Here is a 12709-nt window from a genome sequence, read left to right on the forward strand (position 1 = left end):
AATCACCTGGGCTTGTATGTCCCGTCCTTCCACGCATCGAGCAGCACTGCCGCGCTAAGGCCAACCTGGCTCAAGGGCGGTGTTGCAAGCTCGGCCAGTACTCGTGCGCCTTCCGTGGGGGCGAATCCCAGCGCGGCTGAAGCTGCCCAGAAGCGCGTGCCTGGAGCTGGGTCGCCAAGAAGCTTCAGGATCCATGCGTGCGCATCCGCACCGCGTCCCCGCAGTTCCGTCTCGATGGCGAGCACGCGGTCATATTCTTTGTTCGCCGCCCGCGTTTTCAGGGCATCCAAAAGGTGGCCGTGTTTCGCTGAAATCTCTCGGTACTTCTCCACGAGCTCGTCCGTAGAGAGGGCTTTCCAGGCATCTGCCTTCATGGAATGGCACCAAACTGTTTGAGCATCCGGAGGCCGAACGCCCGCTGTTGTTCGTAGGACTGCTCTCGAAGCCATTCACGAACGACCCGGTTGTCGGCAAAGCGCTGCTTGGAGGAATAGTACGCGCTGATCCGCTCGTGAACCCTCACATCGACGGCGACGACATTGTCCGTGTTGTGAAGGGCTTCAGGCCCAAAGCGCTCAACGTTCCCAGGCGTCTGCTCGACAATGTGATGCCACTGCTTTCCGCTGCCCGCCGGCCCCATCGCCTTCTTGAAACCACTGAAGGACTTCCACGCCTTCACGCGCGACGAACCGGCGCCGCTCGATGACATGGCCACAGCACCGGGAGCGAGGCCGAACGTGAAGCCATCCGCGGCAATGGCCACGGACTCGACCTGCCCCACGGCCGCGTAGCCCCCCCCCCGCCTCGGACTCGGCCCTCACCGCGGCCTGGGCGGCCCCTGGCAACCCCGGAAGCTTCGCGCCCAGCGCGACCCCCGTGCTTCCAATGGCCGCCGTCGCCAGCATCACGAACGCCCGCGCCGCGTTCCGCCCCATCACCTTCCCGAACCGCTCCCCCGCCCCTCGCAGCTCATCGAACGTCAGCGCCGCATCCGCCTCCACCATCAGGTGCCGGAAGCCCTGAATGAGTCCCCAGAACGTATCGATGCCCACGTAGGCAATGAGCGCCGCTGTCAGCACCGCCGCCACGCCCTTCGTCGCGGGCTCCGGCACCGTCCAGAGCAGCGCGTAGGTCGCGGCCGTCCACAGCGCGGCCTGCACCAGGGCCTCGGGATTCGCCAAGTCCTTCACGGCGTCCCACAGCTCCTCCAGCACCGCCCCCTTCGCCAGCGCGAGCGCCAGGGCGAAGCGACCATCCCCCGCGATGACCGGCCCCTCGCTCAACAGCCCCAGGCAGTCCCCCGGCCGTCCAGTCCGGCCACACCAACGCAAGTAGGCGCGGGTCAGCTCCACGTCGGCCTGCGATTGCCCACCCGCCAGGTGCTCACCCGGCCCGAGCGGCGTGATGCGGCGGCGCCGCACGTCCACGAGGTACGAACCGCTCCGGGGCTCCACCTCGAACAGCCGCCGCGCGGCCTCCTGCGCCCGCGGCGACGCTCGGATCCGCTGGCCCAATCGCGCCACGGCCTCCTTCACGTCGTCCGCATCCAGCACCACGGATCCGGCAGCGCGCTCCGTGCGAGGCACATGCACGACCGGCGAACCGCGCCCCGTGTCGAGCCGGACGACCTTCGTCGCCCCGCCGCACCCGACCAGCACCCAGAGCAGGGCCAGCACCCACCACGGCAGCCGCATGCGAACCTCCGGCCCCAGGACACGAAAAAGGCCGGCTGCCACAGGGGCAACCGGCCTTCTTCTTCTTGGAGCCGACATCCGGATTTGAACCGGAGACCTACTGATTACGAATCAGTTGCTCTACCAACTGAGCTATGTCGGCGCACCGAAAGTGCGCGGTAAGTACCATCCGCATCCGGACCCGGCAAGCAGTTTCTCCGCGCCTCTTCAGGGCCTCGCCTCCACCCCCGCTTCTAAGCGCCAGAAGCCCTGACACCCATGACACGGTGCATCGGGTGGAGTGACACACCGCGTCGCCTAAGTCCGCGACATTTCTCCATAATTTGGAGAAATGGTCGGCTGCCAGAGCGGTTGAACTCGCGTGGCGCCTGTGCTCATAAGGGCGCCGCTTTCCCCAGTGGCCCCCATCCGGGTGGGCCCTCAAGGAGCACGTTCCATCATGGCCAGCGAAGAGACTTTCATGCGCGCCCCGGCCCCTACGCCCAAGCGCACCATCTACACGGAGGCGATGGAGATCTTCCACTTCGCGGCGGATCTCATCGGCCTGGACAAGCGGGTGCGTCTGGAGCTCGAAGAGCCCGACTACGAGCACATCTTCTACGTCACCGCGAAGCTCAAGGACCGCCTGGTCCCGCTCCTGCCGGAGGAGGCCAAGTCCTTCGCGGACCTGCCCGTCACCCAGGTGCGCAACCCCGAAGGCCTGGAGCGCCTGGCCAACGGCAACCTGATCCTCAACGGCCGCGCCCTGCTGGGCTCCGACGTCGCCATCCGCCACGGCCACCTGCGCCTGCCGGACGGTCACGTCTACCAGCTGGTCCCCGGTGAGTCGCAGCGCTTCAAGGCCTACCGCGTCCAGCACAACCAGGCCCGTGGCCCCTACAAGGGCGGCCTGCGCTACCACCGCGAAGTGTCCCTGGACCTCTTCAAGGCCCTGGCCGCGGAGATGACCTGGAAGACGGCCATCGCCGAGGTTCCGTTCGGCGGCGGCAAGGGCGGCATCCAGCTGGACCCGCGCGAGTACGGCCGCGAGGAGCTGGAGGCCATCACCCTGCGCTTCATGTACCGGCTCAAGAGCCTCATCGGGCCGAACATCGACATCCCGGCGCCGGACGTGGGCACGAACCCGGAGATCATGGCGCTGCTCTACCGCCAGTTCTCCGACGGTGAGCGCGAGCGCCACAACCTGCGCGGCATCGTCACCGGCAAGGACGTGCGCATCGGTGGTTCGGAAGGCCGCGGCAAGGCCACCGGCCAGGGCGTCGCGTTCTGCATCGAGGACTACTACGCCGACCGCGGCGAGTCCGTGAAGGGCAAGACCTTCGTCCTCCAGGGCTTCGGCAACGTGGGCAGCCACGCCGCCATGATCCTGGCGAACATGGGCGCGCGCCTGCTGGCGGTGAACGACGCCGACGGCTCCATCTTCAACGGCGACGGCATCGACGTGAACGCGCTGGCCGCCTACGTGGCGGACCCGAAGAACCTCAAGCGCTCCGTCGTGGGCTTCCCGGGCGCCCAGCGCATCGAGAAGAAGGACCTGTGGGACGTCCAGGCGGACATCCTCGTGCCGGCGGCGCTCGGCGGTGAGATCACCGCGGACGTCGCGGAGCGCCTCAAGGTCAAGCTCATCGCGGAGGGCGCCAACGGCCCCACCACCCCGGAGGCCGACCGCGTCCTGCAGAAGCGCGGCATCGAGCTCATCCCGGACATCATCGCCAACGCGGGCGGCGTGACGGTGTCCTACTACGAGTGGATCCAGAACAAGCGCATGGAGCGCTGGAGCGAGGCGGAAGTCGATCAGCGCCTCGAGCGCGCCATGAAGCGCAACTACCGCATCATCCGGGACATCTCGCGCAACCAGCCGCGCAAGACGGAGATGCACGACAGCCGCCCGTACTGCATCGGGAAGACGGTGGACAGCCGCTGCGCCGCGATGATCCTCGCGCTCAAGCGCATCGAAGCCCACTACCTGCTGGAAGGCTTCTCGCAGTAACCGCTTCAGCCGGTTCCCGCGTCGCCCCCCCGGGGCACGGTGTCTTCCCTCTTCAGGGGAAGGGCCGTGCCCCGTGGTGTTTCAGTGCATCACCCGCTCGCGGTCCACCAAGAGCAGCGGCGCGTCATCCATGGTCTCGTAGGCCACGATGCGCAGGCCCACCCCGCGGCTGTTGCCGGGCCGCCCGTCCTTGCGGCCGAAGGCCAGCGCCACCTGGTAGCGGACCTCGCACAGGCACGTCATCTCCGTGCCGTCCTCGCCCGCGAACGTCACCTTCAGCTTCTCGCCCAGCCCCAGCGAGTCGCGCACCTCGATGAACATGCCCCGCGCGCTGATGTTGCGGCCAATGCCCCGCATCATCCCGTCCTGCGTGGACAGGTACACGGTGAAGATCTTGTCGAAGCGCAGGTGGGAGCGGCGTTCCTGGGGCTGCGTGTTCATGCGGGGAGGGCTCCGAAACAGGTGGGGACAGGGGCAAACTACACGGTGGCATGATGTAGGCAAAATAATCACCTACATCCACCCTGACGCACCATGGCGCACCATGGCCCATTTCACGGGAAAGCGCTGCCCCCGGCGCGGCGGGAGTGGCAGCATCCCCGGGCTGTCCTTCCCCCCTTTTTTCCGGAGTTTCCCGCCGTGAATCGCTTCCTGGCCGCCGCCTTTGCCCTCCTTGTGCCCACGCTCGCCCTGGCCGACGTGGACTCGCGCTTCGCGAAGCTGCGTGACGAGTCCGAGCCCCTGGGCGGCCTGGGGGCCTTCCTGGAGAAGTACGTGGGCGAGTGTGACGGGGCGCTCGTGGATCCGCAGTGCAAGCAGCAGGCGGAGGCCTTCCGCAAGAAGTACACGGGCAAGCGCCTCTACATGATCATCACCGAGGACGACGCGGGCATGCTGTCCCCGGGCGACTTCAACCCCGGCACCAACGAGTACACCATCAACATCACGCCCTTCTTCGCGGGCGGGAAGTACGGGCTGTCCCACGGCACGCCGAAGAAGACGGACGCGCAGGGCAACCCGGTGATGAACTACCTCGTGGTGAGTGGCACGGCGCCGGACATGTGGAACGGCGGCACGTTCAACCGCATGTTCATGGCCCGGGGCGTGCGCGCGCAGGTCGTCTTCACGCCGCAGTCGGTGTGGACGCTGCCCAAGAAGGGCGGCGGCAAGAACTACGGCGTCAACGCCCGCATCGAGGCCATCCTCGTCACCGAGGGCCGCACCGGCAACCAGCTGGGACTGTGGCTCAACGGCAAGGACGCGGCCGCGAAGTAGCGGCCTGGGGCCGTCAGCGGGCGATGGCGATGTACTGGAGCGCGTCGCCCCGCTGCACGCGCAGGAGGATGCTGGCCCCGGCGCTGCCCCGCTCCAGGGCGGCCTTCACCCCGGCGGCATCCTTCACGCGGCGGCGGTTCACCTCCATGACGACGTCGCCCGCGAGCAGTCCGGCCTGCTCCGCCGGGCTGCGCGGCACCACGCCGGACACGAGCGCGCCCAGGAAGGACTCGTAGCCCAGGGGCGCCGCCACCTCCGGCGTCAAATCCCGCAGCACCAGCCCCAGGTCGTTCGCGGAGCTGCCGCCCCGGCTGGAGAGCCCCTCGGTGGCCTCCTGCGCGGGCCGGGCCACGAGCCGCACCGACACCTCCTGGGTGCCGCCGTCGCGCAGCAGCGTCAGCTTCGCCTCCGTGCCCGGCGCCAGGAGCGCCACCTTGCGCAGCAGTTGGAGGTAGCTGCCGATGGGCCGGCCATTCACCGCCACCAGCCGGTCCCCGGGACGGATGTGCGCCTGGGCGGCGGGGCTGCCGCGGTAGACGTCCTTCACCACGGGGGCCGTGGCGGTGGCGTCCGCGCCGTCCTCGTTGATGACGACGCCCAGCCAGCCGCGCTCCAGCTTCCCGTTCTCCCGCAGGTTGGGCAGCAGGTCCTTCACCAGGTTGATGGGCACCGCGAAGCCGATGCCCTGCCCTTCGCTGATGATGGCGGTGTTCACGCCAATCACTTCGCCCTTCATGTTGAAGAGGGGGCCGCCGGAGTTGCCCGGGTTGATGAGCGCGTCCGTCTGGATGAAGTCGTCGAACTGGCCCACGCCCAGCACGCGCTCCTTCGCGGAGATCATGCCGTGCGCCACCGAGTGGTCCAGGCCGAACGGGTTGCCGATGGCCACCACCCAGTCCCCCACCTCCAGCGCGTCGGAGTCGCCCAGGTAGACCGCCGGCAGCGTCCCCAGCCCGGCGCCGTTGAGCCGCAGGAGCGCCACGTCCGTGGACGCGTCGCGGCCCACCACCTCGGCGGGGAACTCGCGGCCGTCCGCCAGCCGCACGGACACCTGCTGCACCGGCACCTCGCGGGGGCCGTCCTTGCCGGGCGTGATGCCGGAGCCGGACGGGTACACCGCCGGGCCCTGCGCGTTGGCGACGACGTGGTTGTTGGTGACGACCAGCCCGTCAGGCGTCAGCACGAAGCCGGAGCCGGTGGAGCGCTTCACCGCGCCCGCCACCGCGCCGGGCCCCACCGTGGTGATGTTCACCACGCCCGCCTCCACCGCGCGGATCAGCGGCGCCAGCGACGTGGGGGGCGTGAAGCGCGGCAGGCCCGAGTAGCCCGCGGGGCGCTCGCGCCAGAGCGAGGACACGCCCGCGATGGCCGGAGCATCCGTCGCCTCGGGAGGAGGCGCGGCGAAGTACGCGATGTGCTCGCGCACCCGGGCCTGGAGCCAGGGCGTGAGCGGATCCTCGGCGGCTCCCGCCACCGGGGCGAGCGCCACCACGAGAAGGACGCTGAGCAGTCGGACGGACACGGGGCGGCAGCTTACACGGCGGGCCATGGCGTCAGGGCCCAACAGACCGGTGCCCCCTGCCCTTCCCGGCCGCGCCCCGGAGGCTTCCTTCCGGGACGCGGGCAGGCGGCGAAGAGGCGCTCAGGCCTGGGCCGGGGCCACGTACCGGGCCACCTTCACCCGGGCGGGGCGGATGATGCGGTCCTTCAGGCGGTAGCCCGCGCGGAACTCGGCGACCACCTTCTGGTCGTCGTCCTGTACGGGTGTGACCTCCATGTCGGCCGCCTCGGCGAGGTTCGGATCATACGGGCGCCCCACCACCTGGAGGCGCTCGATGCCGGTGGCCTGGGCCTTGGACAGCAGGCTGTCGCGGATCATCCGCACGCCCTGCACCAGGGGAGACTGGTCCTGCTGGCTGTTGGCCAGCACCAGGTCCAGCTCGTCGATGGCCTCCAGCAGCGTGCGGGCCACGTTGCCGCGCTCCACGTCGAGCATCCGCTCGCGCTCGCGGGTGATGCGCTGCTTGAACTCCTCGCGGTCCTTGGTCAGGTCCTGGAGCCCCCGGGCCAGCTCGTTCACCCGGCGGCGCGCCGCCTCCAGCTCCGACTGGAGCCGCGCCACCTCGCCATCCTGGGCGGCCTCGGCCTGCGTGTCGGAGGACGCGCCCTCCGCCTCACGTTCGGCGGAAGCCTGCGTCTCCGGGGTCTCGTCGCTGCGGGGATTGCCGTCCATTGTCGAACCTGCGCCAGGGGTTGGAAGAAGCGGACCTCGATGAGCGGCGCGAACGTAACCGCGAGGGCGGCCCTGTCAACGCGCCTAGTGGTTCGACGGAGCCTGGGGCGGCGCTTCCGCCATGAAGCCGTGGTCCACCTGCCCCGTCACCTCGTCGATGATCTCCACCTGGGCGGCACGAAGGGAGTAGTAGAGGAGCCACCGCTCGGCGGCCGTCAGCGTCCCCGGGGGCAGCGCCTCCTCGATCTCCTGCACCGTGAGCCGGCCGTCCTTCAGGCCCTTGGCGAACAATGCTTTCCGCGCGACGTAGCTCTTTCCGATCCGGTTCTCCACGGCGACGCCTCCTTGTCGTCAGAAAGTAATTTCGCCCACCGGCCACCGCAGGCTGGCGGTGGATCCGGTGGGCGAAGGGCTGCCCGGAGGGCAGGCAGGCTCAACTCATGAGTCGAGCTTGCCTTCCGCGTGCTGCGTCGGCGGGACGACCGGCTCGGTCTCCGTGCCGCCCACGGGGTGCGCGGAGATGACCGTGCGCGCCTCGGGGTGGAGCAGACCGCGCTGCGCCAGGACCTTGGGCCCCAGGATGGCGATCATCGCTTCCTCCTCGATGACCTCCGTCGCCAGCAGCCGCGCCGCCAGGGCCTCCACCTTGTCGCGGTTCGTGTGCAGGACCTCCCGGGCGCGGTCGAGCGCCTCGGAGACCATCTTGCGGACCTCCTCGTCAATCATCCGCGCCGTCTGCTCGGAGTAGCTGCGCGACTCCGGCATGCCCGCGGACCTGAGGAAGCCCGGTCCCTGCTCACCGCTCAGCGCCACCGGACCCAGCGTGCTCATGCCGTAGTCGCGGACCATCATCTTGGCGATCTCCGTCGCCTGCTTGATGTCGTTGGACGCGCCGGTGGACACCTCGCCGATGAAGATCTCCTCCGCCGCGCGGCCGCCCATCATGCCGGCCATCTTGTCGCGCAGCTCGTCGAAGGACATGAGGTAGCGGTCCTCCAGCGGCAGCGACATGGTGTAGCCCAGCGCCGCCAGGCCGCGCGGGATGATGGACACCTTCGTCACCCGCTCCGCGTAGGGCAGCATCCAGCCCACCACCGCGTGGCCCGCCTCGTGGTGCGCGACGATCTCCTTCTCGCGCTCGTTCATGCGGCGGTTCTTCTTCTCCAGACCCGCGACGACACGCTCGATGGCCTCGTCGAAGTCCGCCCGCATCACCGCGTCGCGGTTCTTGCGAGCGGCCAGCAGCGCCGCCTCGTTCACGACGTTGGCCAGGTCCGCGCCGGCGAAGCCCGGGGTGCGGGAGGCCAGCTGCTTCAGGTCCACGTCCGCGGCCAGCTTCACGCCCTTGGCGTGGATCTCCAGCACGCGCTCGCGGCCGCGCTTGTCCGGACGGTCCACCAGCACCTGCCGGTCGAAGCGGCCCGGGCGCATCAGCGCGCTGTCCAAAATCTCCGGACGGTTCGTCGCCGCCAGGATGATGAGGCCCGCGCGGCTGTCGAAGCCGTCCATCTCCGCGAGCAGCTGGTTGAGCGTCTGCTCACGCTCGTCATGGCCGCCGGCCACGCCCGAGTTGCGGCTCTTGCCGATGGCGTCCAGCTCATCGATGAAGATGATGCACGGCGCCTTCGCGGTGGCCTGGGCGAAGAGGTCGCGGACACGGGCCGCGCCGACGCCCACGAACATCTCCACGAACTCGGAGCCGGAGAGGTTGAAGAAGGGCACGCCCGCTTCACCCGCCACGGCCCGCGCCAGCAGCGTCTTGCCCGTGCCCGGAGGGCCCACGAGCAGCACGCCCTTGGGGATGCGGCCACCCAGACGGCGGAACTTCTCCGGCGTCTTGAGGAACTCGACGATTTCGCGAAGCTCGTCCACGGCCTCGTCCACGCCGGCCACGTCCTTGAAGCCCACGCCGGTGTCGGCTTCCGCCTGCACCTTCGCGCGCGTCTTGCCAAAGGACATGACGCTCTGCGGGCCCTGGCCCATGCCGCCGGACATCCGGCGCATCATGAAGCTCCAGAAGAGGATGAGGAGGCCCATCGGGATGAGCCAGATCCACAACACTTCGCTGAAACTCGACTGGGGGACGGCCTCGAACTGGATGCCCTTCTGCTCCAGCAGCGGCACCAGGCCCTCGTCACCGGGGACGCGGTAGGCCATCCACGGCAGGGCGCTGGGCTCGCTGCGCAGGGTGCCGCGCTCGCCCGGAGGCGGCTGGGCATTGTCCTTGAGGAAACCCTTCACCCACTCATTGGAAATCTGGACGCGGCTGAACTGATTGTTCTCCACCGCGTCGCGCAGTTGGCTGTACGACACCCGGCGCACGCCCGCGTCCTGAAACACGTTCCGGAACAGCAGGAACCCCAGGACGAGCAGGAGGATGTAGCCCAGTGGTGAGCCGAACTTGAACCCACCTTTCGTGGGTGTTGGCTTGTCGCTCTTCTTTCCGCGCGGGCCCATCCCCGGCGGCAGGTCCTGTGGCTTCATCGTCGGCACGCTCGCCCTCCCCCTCCCCCGTACAGACGACACCATGTCGTATGACGGTTCCCTCAGCCGGCCAAAGATGGTCACCCCCGCCAAGCCGTCAACCGCAGGGCGTGATCGGACGACAACGAACGGGGTCAGGACTGTCCGATCAGCGGCAGTCGACGCGGACCAGGGGCTCGCCCACGAACTCACTGCCCAACAGGTAGCCGCGCCCGTCCTGGAGGAACGTCACGGCCTCCGCCTGGGCCTGGCTCGCGCCGGGCACCTCCACCACCTGCGCCTGGACGAAGTCCTCCAGCCGCTTCGCGTCCGGGCGGCGCAGCTCCCACACGCGGGTGTACGTGCGGACCAGCAGGCGCTGGCCGGAGGGGTGCAGGGCGGCGGCCGTGGCCAGCCGGTCCACGTCATCCGGCACGCGCAGGGTGCCCAGCTTGCGCGCCTTGCCCGTGGCGCCGGGCTTCAGCCCCTCCACCGAGTACAGGTCGCCCAGGGACACGCGCGTCTTGGTGAGGATGCCCACCTGACCGGAGCGGCCATCGACGATGAGCGACTCGGCGTCGTGGGGGCCGTCCTCGTAGGTGAAGAGCAGCGTCTCCACCGGGACCGAGGCGTTCTCCACGGCCGCGGGCTCCGGCAGCCGGAACAGGCGCACCTCCTTGCGCCGCTCGAAGTTGTCGCCGGTGTCCGCCAGGAAGATGCAGGACTCCTTGCCCCCTGGCGCGCACGGGCCCACGGCGACGTCTTCGATGTCGCGCGGATCCGCGCCGGTGAGCGTGAGGGTGGCCTTCACCGCGCCCGTCTCGTCCAGGGCGAACAGCTCGAAGGCGTTGTTGGAGTCGTTGTGTCCCCAGAAGATGCCGGGGTGCTTCTGGCTGGCGGCCAGCCCGGACAGCTCCGGGACCTGCTTCGGCACGGCGCCCGTCTGATGGCCGTCCGTGTAGAGCAGGCAGCCCTCCATCCCCGTGGCGGGCACCTGCTGCAGGCCGGCGTCCGGGGCGTTGGCGCCGGTGGGCGTGGGGCGGGAGCTGGAGCAGGCGGCGGACAGCAGGAAGCCCGCGGCGGCGAGCAGACGCGTGGAGGGGCGCACGGTCAGTGGTCCAGGTCCAGCAGCCGGGCCAGCGTCTTCGCGTCCGCGTCGGGGAAGCGGTACTGGCCCATCTCCTCCAGGGCCACCCAGCGGTGGTCATGCACGCGCAGGTGGTGGATCTCCGCGTCCGGCTGGCTCAGGCGGCAGCGGAACACGCGGAAGTCGATGTCGTAGGTCGGGTACTCGTGGTGCGTGTGCATGACCTGCTCGAGCACCTCGATGCGGACCCCCATCTCCTCCTGGAGCTCGCGGGCGAGCGCCACCGCGTCGTGCTCCCCCTCCTCCACCCGGCCGCCCGGGAACTCCCACAGCAGGGGCAGCGACGCGGACGGAGGACGCTGGGTGATGAGGTAGCGACCCATCTCGTTCTGGAGCATCGCGCCGACGACGCGCACGTGACGACGGGTCATTCACTTCTCCTCGATTGGGGTCCCAAAGATGGAAGTCAGGGTGCGGCGGCGTAACACAGCCCCTGGCCGGCGCCAATGCGCAAGGCCCCTCTGGGCAGCAGCGTGCGCATGGCCGGGACGCGTGGCCACCCCACCCCGGCCTCCGTCTGACGGGAGCTGGCCGGGGCGGTGGCGTCGCGATGCGGAAAAGGGGCTGGCGGCGGCCGGGACCCGGGGGGAGCGGGCTGTTGGGGACTTCACGTCCCGGGGAGGCGCTCCCCGGCCGGGCCGCCGTCCTGGAGGGGTGCGTGTGGGATTCAAGTGACGGGAGGGCCGGATGGCGCCATGCTCGGGGGATGACACAGAGTCGGAGAGAGCGGGCCGAAGCGCTTGGCGCCGCGCTGAAGGCAGCGCGGCAGCAGGCGGGGCTCTCCATGGAGGAAGTCGCCGAGCATCTGGAACTGGGCGTGGAAGTCCTGGCCCGCGTCGAGCGAGGGGTGATGGTGCCGACCATCCCCACGCTGAGCCGGCTGTGCGCCCTGATGAAGCTGGACCCGGACAGCCTGCCGGACCTCCCGGAGCTGAGTGACTGACGCGGCTGGCGGGCCCCTCACCGGCCCGCCGGCGCGTCGGCCGCCCCTTCAGCCCAGCCGCCCCACGAGGTGCGGCTTTCCCTCTTCCGACAGCACCCGGAACGCCACGCCCGCGGACTCGCGAGCCGTCTGGAACGTCACCCGGGAGGGCAGGAAGAGGGGCTTCTTGAAGTCGCACTCCAGGCCCAGCGCGTCCGCGTGGCCCGCCTCCCCCAGCTCCGCCACGCACCTCGCGAGCGTCCACATGCCGTGCGCGATGGCGCGCGGGAAGCCGAAGGGCTTCGCGGTGACGGCGGTGAGGTGGATGGGATTGAAGTCGCCGGAGGCCCGCGCGTAGCGGCGTCCGGTGTCGGCGGGGATGCTCCAGGACGCGGGCCGGCTGGACGCGAAGCGAGGGTCCTCGGGAGGCGGGGCCTTGCGAGCGCCGTCCTTGTCCTTCCGGGCGGGACCGCGGCGCAGCATGGTGCTGACGGCCTCCCAGAGCAGCTCGCCGGTGTCCTGGGCCTCCACGCGCGTCTGGATGTCGAACTCATGGCCGGCGGGGACTTCGCGCTGGCCGTCGAAGCGGCAGGCCACGGTGAGCGCGGTGGTGTCCGGCACGCGGCGGTGCTGCCGCAGGTGGTTGCGCACGTGCACGATGCCCACGGCGGAGTAAGGGAAGTCGGGCAGGCCCAGCAGGCTCAGGTGCAGCGGCGTCGCGAGCACCTGCGGGTACGTGAGCGGCAGGAAGCCATCGGCATCGAAGCCGCACGCGGTGCGGTAGCGCTCCAGCAGCACGGGCGAAGCACGGCATCCGTGCGCCCGCAGCGTCAGGTCCGGCAGCGTGGCGCGGTTCCGCGACTTCCCGAAGGGAACGGCCGCGCGCAGAAGCGTGGCGGGCATCGACGGGAGCGCGTGCAGGTCGAGGATGGGGGCGGACATGCGGCGGATTCTCCGCCACCCGCCCGCGCCGCGCGCGGGATTT

The 12709-nt window shown here is 69.8% G+C and carries 12 protein-coding genes, 1 tRNA gene and 1 pseudogene; 3 read left to right on the forward strand and 11 right to left on the reverse strand.

Annotated elements, in window-relative coordinates:
• Window positions 1-2: 2 nt before the first annotated feature.
• The 3 genes and pseudogenes from JYK02_RS32425 to JYK02_RS32435 form a co-directional block, all read right to left on the reverse strand.
• On the reverse strand, window positions 3-374 hold the full coding sequence (locus tag JYK02_RS32425; protein WP_207056764.1) for a DUF2019 domain-containing protein: 372 nt from the start codon (window positions 372-374) through the stop codon (window positions 3-5).
• Window positions 371-1694 (reverse strand): annotated as a pseudogene (gene sitA5 / locus JYK02_RS32430) (SitA5 family polymorphic toxin). The gene JYK02_RS32425 and the pseudogene sitA5 overlap by 4 nt, the downstream one beginning before the upstream one ends.
• Window positions 1695-1760: 66 nt before the next feature.
• Window positions 1761-1836, reverse strand: a tRNA-Thr gene (locus tag JYK02_RS32435).
• A 297-nt stretch (window positions 1837-2133) separates the two neighbouring features.
• Here JYK02_RS32435 and JYK02_RS32440 point away from each other — a divergent pair.
• Window positions 2134-3684, forward strand: coding sequence for a Glu/Leu/Phe/Val dehydrogenase dimerization domain-containing protein (locus tag JYK02_RS32440; protein ID WP_207056765.1), 1551 nt, complete (start codon window positions 2134-2136; stop codon window positions 3682-3684).
• An 81-nt stretch (window positions 3685-3765) separates the two neighbouring features.
• On the opposite strand, the gene JYK02_RS32445 is transcribed toward JYK02_RS32440, so the two are convergent.
• On the reverse strand, window positions 3766-4125 hold the full coding sequence (locus JYK02_RS32445) for a PilZ domain-containing protein (RefSeq protein WP_014396384.1): 360 nt from the start codon (window positions 4123-4125) through the stop codon (window positions 3766-3768).
• 198 nt (window positions 4126-4323) lie between these two features.
• On the opposite strand from JYK02_RS32445, the gene JYK02_RS32450 reads away from it, so the two are divergent.
• Entirely contained in the window at window positions 4324-4959 is a 636-nt protein-coding gene (locus JYK02_RS32450; RefSeq protein ID WP_207056766.1) for a DUF6066 family protein, read from the forward strand.
• Window positions 4960-4972: 13 nt separating this feature from the next.
• On the opposite strand, the gene JYK02_RS32455 is transcribed toward JYK02_RS32450, so the two are convergent.
• The 6 genes from JYK02_RS32455 to JYK02_RS32480 all read right to left on the reverse strand — a co-directional run bounded on the left by JYK02_RS32455 (window position 4973) and on the right by JYK02_RS32480 (window position 11173).
• A complete protein-coding gene (locus JYK02_RS32455) occupies window positions 4973-6508 on the reverse strand; it encodes a trypsin-like peptidase domain-containing protein (protein WP_207056767.1) in 1536 nt (511 codons plus the stop codon).
• Between the two features lie 93 nt (window positions 6509-6601).
• On the reverse strand, window positions 6602-7192 hold the full coding sequence (locus JYK02_RS32460) for a nucleotide exchange factor GrpE (protein WP_207056768.1): 591 nt from the start codon (window positions 7190-7192) through the stop codon (window positions 6602-6604).
• An 84-nt stretch (window positions 7193-7276) separates the two neighbouring features.
• Entirely contained in the window at window positions 7277-7525 is a 249-nt protein-coding gene (locus JYK02_RS32465; RefSeq protein ID WP_207056769.1) for an RNA polymerase sigma factor region1.1 domain-containing protein, read from the reverse strand.
• A gap of 105 nt (window positions 7526-7630) precedes the next feature.
• A complete protein-coding gene (gene ftsH, locus JYK02_RS32470) occupies window positions 7631-9676 on the reverse strand; it encodes an ATP-dependent zinc metalloprotease FtsH (RefSeq protein WP_431603516.1) in 2046 nt (681 codons plus the stop codon).
• Window positions 9677-9824: 148 nt separating this feature from the next.
• Complete coding sequence (locus JYK02_RS32475) at window positions 9825-10763, reverse strand: hypothetical protein (protein ID WP_431603513.1); 939 nt, start codon at window positions 10761-10763, stop codon at window positions 9825-9827.
• A gap of 2 nt (window positions 10764-10765) precedes the next feature.
• Window positions 10766-11173, reverse strand: coding sequence for a (deoxy)nucleoside triphosphate pyrophosphohydrolase (locus JYK02_RS32480; RefSeq protein WP_207056770.1), 408 nt, complete (start codon window positions 11171-11173; stop codon window positions 10766-10768).
• 335 nt (window positions 11174-11508) lie between these two features.
• Here JYK02_RS32480 and JYK02_RS32485 point away from each other — a divergent pair, with 335 nt between their 5' ends.
• Window positions 11509-11745: a helix-turn-helix domain-containing protein gene (locus tag JYK02_RS32485; protein ID WP_043321491.1), complete on the forward strand. Its 237-nt coding sequence runs from the start codon at window positions 11509-11511 to the stop codon at window positions 11743-11745.
• Between the two features lie 48 nt (window positions 11746-11793).
• Here the strand turns inward: JYK02_RS32485 and JYK02_RS32490 are convergent, their stop codons facing one another.
• Window positions 11794-12666, reverse strand: coding sequence for a MaoC family dehydratase (locus tag JYK02_RS32490; RefSeq protein ID WP_207056771.1), 873 nt, complete (start codon window positions 12664-12666; stop codon window positions 11794-11796).
• Window positions 12667-12709: the final 43 nt, after the last annotated feature.

Origin of the sequence: Corallococcus macrosporus (genome assembly GCF_017302985.1) — a bacterium.
In the GTDB taxonomy this organism is placed as follows: domain Bacteria; phylum Myxococcota; class Myxococcia; order Myxococcales; family Myxococcaceae; genus Corallococcus; species Corallococcus macrosporus_A.

Excerpts from the sequence above, each read along its gene's own strand:
- JYK02_RS32425 (WP_207056764.1), bottom strand. The coding sequence starts at position 374 with ATGAAGGCAGATGCCTGGAAAGCCCTCTCTACGGACGAGCTCGTGGAG.
- JYK02_RS32440 (WP_207056765.1), top strand. The coding sequence starts at position 2,134 with ATGGCCAGCGAAGAGACTTTCATGCGCGCCCCGGCCCCTACGCCCAAG.
- JYK02_RS32445 (WP_014396384.1), bottom strand. The coding sequence starts at position 4,125 with ATGAACACGCAGCCCCAGGAACGCCGCTCCCACCTGCGCTTCGACAAG.
- JYK02_RS32455 (WP_207056767.1), bottom strand. The coding sequence starts at position 6,508 with ATGGCCCGCCGTGTAAGCTGCCGCCCCGTGTCCGTCCGACTGCTCAGC.
- JYK02_RS32460 (WP_207056768.1), bottom strand. The coding sequence starts at position 7,192 with ATGGACGGCAATCCCCGCAGCGACGAGACCCCGGAGACGCAGGCTTCC.
- ftsH (WP_431603516.1), bottom strand. The coding sequence starts at position 9,676 with ATGAAGCCACAGGACCTGCCGCCGGGGATGGGCCCGCGCGGAAAGAAG.
- JYK02_RS32480 (WP_207056770.1), bottom strand. The coding sequence starts at position 11,173 with ATGACCCGTCGTCACGTGCGCGTCGTCGGCGCGATGCTCCAGAACGAG.
- JYK02_RS32485 (WP_043321491.1), top strand. The coding sequence starts at position 11,509 with ATGACACAGAGTCGGAGAGAGCGGGCCGAAGCGCTTGGCGCCGCGCTG.
- JYK02_RS32490 (WP_207056771.1), bottom strand. The coding sequence starts at position 12,666 with ATGTCCGCCCCCATCCTCGACCTGCACGCGCTCCCGTCGATGCCCGCC.